Source organism: Streptomyces marokkonensis, assembly GCF_008312835.1.
Taxonomy (GTDB): domain Bacteria; phylum Actinomycetota; class Actinomycetes; order Streptomycetales; family Streptomycetaceae; genus Streptomyces; species Streptomyces marokkonensis_A.
The window spans coordinates 1-2,485 of sequence record NZ_VSKS01000054.1 but is presented as its reverse complement, the minus strand read 5'-3'; the positions used below and the strand labels follow the sequence as shown (position 1 = coordinate 2,485).

Annotated in this window: 3 protein-coding genes; all 3 read left to right on the top strand. The window is 49.9% G+C overall.

Annotated features, from left to right (window positions below):
• Nucleotides 1-825: TEM family class A beta-lactamase (gene blaTEM, locus F1615_RS35345; RefSeq protein WP_149553126.1), on the top strand; the 825-nt coding region annotated here is incomplete at its 5' end.
• A gap of 828 nt (nucleotides 826-1,653) precedes the next feature.
• Nucleotides 1,654-2,190 carry a hypothetical protein gene (locus F1615_RS35335; RefSeq protein ID WP_149553125.1) on the top strand — a complete coding sequence of 179 codons (537 nt, stop codon included), beginning with the start codon at nucleotides 1,654-1,656 and terminating at the stop codon, nucleotides 2,188-2,190.
• Nucleotides 2,191-2,330: 140 nt separating this feature from the next.
• Nucleotides 2,331-2,485 (top strand): TEM family class A beta-lactamase (locus tag F1615_RS35330; protein WP_042767440.1); only part of this gene is annotated, 155 nt, incomplete at its 3' end.

Sequence of the window (2,485 nt, the reverse complement as noted above, 5' to 3'; positions counted from 1 at the left end):
TTTTTTGCGGCATTTTGCCTTCCTGTTTTTGCTCACCCAGAAACGCTGGTGAAAGTAAAAGATGCTGAAGATCAGTTGGGTGCACGAGTGGGTTACATCGAACTGGATCTCAACAGCGGTAAGATCCTTGAGAGTTTTCGCCCCGAAGAACGTTTTCCAATGATGAGCACTTTTAAAGTTCTGCTATGTGGCGCGGTATTATCCCGTATTGACGCCGGGCAAGAGCAACTCGGTCGCCGCATACACTATTCTCAGAATGACTTGGTTGAGTACTCACCAGTCACAGAAAAGCATCTTACGGATGGCATGACAGTAAGAGAATTATGCAGTGCTGCCATAACCATGAGTGATAACACTGCGGCCAACTTACTTCTGACAACGATCGGAGGACCGAAGGAGCTAACCGCTTTTTTGCACAACATGGGGGATCATGTAACTCGCCTTGATCGTTGGGAACCGGAGCTGAATGAAGCCATACCAAACGACGAGCGTGACACCACGATGCCTGTAGCAATGGCAACAACGTTGCGCAAACTATTAACTGGCGAACTACTTACTCTAGCTTCCCGGCAACAATTAATAGACTGGATGGAGGCGGATAAAGTTGCAGGACCACTTCTGCGCTCGGCCCTTCCGGCTGGCTGGTTTATTGCTGATAAATCTGGAGCCGGTGAGCGTGGGTCTCGCGGTATCATTGCAGCACTGGGGCCAGATGGTAAGCCCTCCCGTATCGTAGTTATCTACACGACGGGGAGTCAGGCAACTATGGATGAACGAAATAGACAGATCGCTGAGATAGGTGCCTCACTGATTAAGCATTGGTAATGAGGGCCCAAATGTAATCACCTGGCTCACCTTCGGGTGGGCCTTTCTGCGTTGCTGGCGTTTTTCCATAGGCTCCGCCCCCCTGACGAGCATCACAAAAATCGATGCTCAAGTCAGAGGTGGCGAAACCCGACAGGACTATAAAGATACCAGGCGTTTCCCCCTGGAAGCTCCCTCGTGCGCTCTCCTGTTCCGACCCTGCCGCTTACCGGATACCTGTCCGCCTTTCTCCCTTCGGGAAGCGTGGCGCTTTCTCATAGCTCACGCTGTAGGTATCTCAGTTCGGTGTAGGTCGTTCGCTCCAAGCTGGGCTGTGTGCACGAACCCCCCGTTCAGCCCGACCGCTGCGCCTTATCCGGTAACTATCGTCTTGAGTCCAACCCGGTAAGACACGACTTATCGCCACTGGCAGCAGCCACTGGTAACAGGATTAGCAGAGCGAGGTATGTAGGCGGTGCTACAGAGTTCTTGAAGTGGTGGCCTAACTACGGCTACACTAGAAGAACAGTATTTGGTATCTGCGCTCTGCTGAAGCCAGTTACCTCGGAAAAAGAGTTGGTAGCTCTTGATCCGGCAAACAAACCACCGCTGGTAGCGGTGGTTTTTTTGTTTGCAAGCAGCAGATTACGCGCAGAAAAAAAGGATCTCAAGAAGATCCTTTGATTTTCTACCGAAGAAAGGCCCACCCGTGAAGGTGAGCCAGTGAGTTGATTGTGTAAAACGACGGCCAGTGTCTGAGGCTCGCTTCAGTCCTGATGCTTGTTATCGTATTCGCGTGTCGCCCTTATGGAAGACGCCAAAAACATAAAGAAACAGGGATTTCAGTCGATGTACACGTTCGTCACATCTCATCTACCTCCCGGTTTTAATGAATACGATTTTGTGCCAGAGGGCCCGGCGCCATTCTATCCGCTGGAAGATGGAACCGCTGGAGAGCAACTGCATAAGGCTATGAAGAGATACGCCCTGGTTCCTGGAACAATTGCTTTTACAGATGCACATATCGAGGTGGACATCACTTACGGCCCGGCGCCATTCTATCCGCTGGAATTTATGCCGGTGTTGGGCGCGTTATTTATCGGAGTTGCAGTTGCGCCCGCGAACGACATTTATAATGAACGTGAATTGCTCAACAGTATGGGCATTTCGCAGCCTGGCCCGGCGCCATTCTATCCGCTGGAAACCGTGGTGTTCGTTTCCAAAAAGGGGTTGCAAAAAATTTTGAACGTGCAAAAAAAGCTCCCAATCATCCAAAAAATTATTATCATGGATTCTAAAACGGATTACAAGGGCGACACGCGAAGTCGATGTCGCGTCTGCCTGAAGTCAATACTGACGATGGTCATAGCTGTTTCCTGTCCATAGCAGAAAGTCAAAAGCCTCCGACCGGAGGCTTTCGACTTGATCGGCACGTAAGAGGTTCCAACTTTCACCATAATGAAATAAGATCACTACCGGGCGTATTTTTTGAGTTATCGAGATTTTCAGGAGCTAAGGAAGCTAAAATGAGTATTCAACATTTCCGTGTCGCACTTATTCCGTTTTTTGCGGCATTTTGCCTTCCTGTTTTTGCTCACCCAGAAACGCTGGTGAAAGTAAAAGATGCTGAAGATCAGTTGGGTGCACGAGTGGGTTACATCGAACTGGATCTCAACAGCGG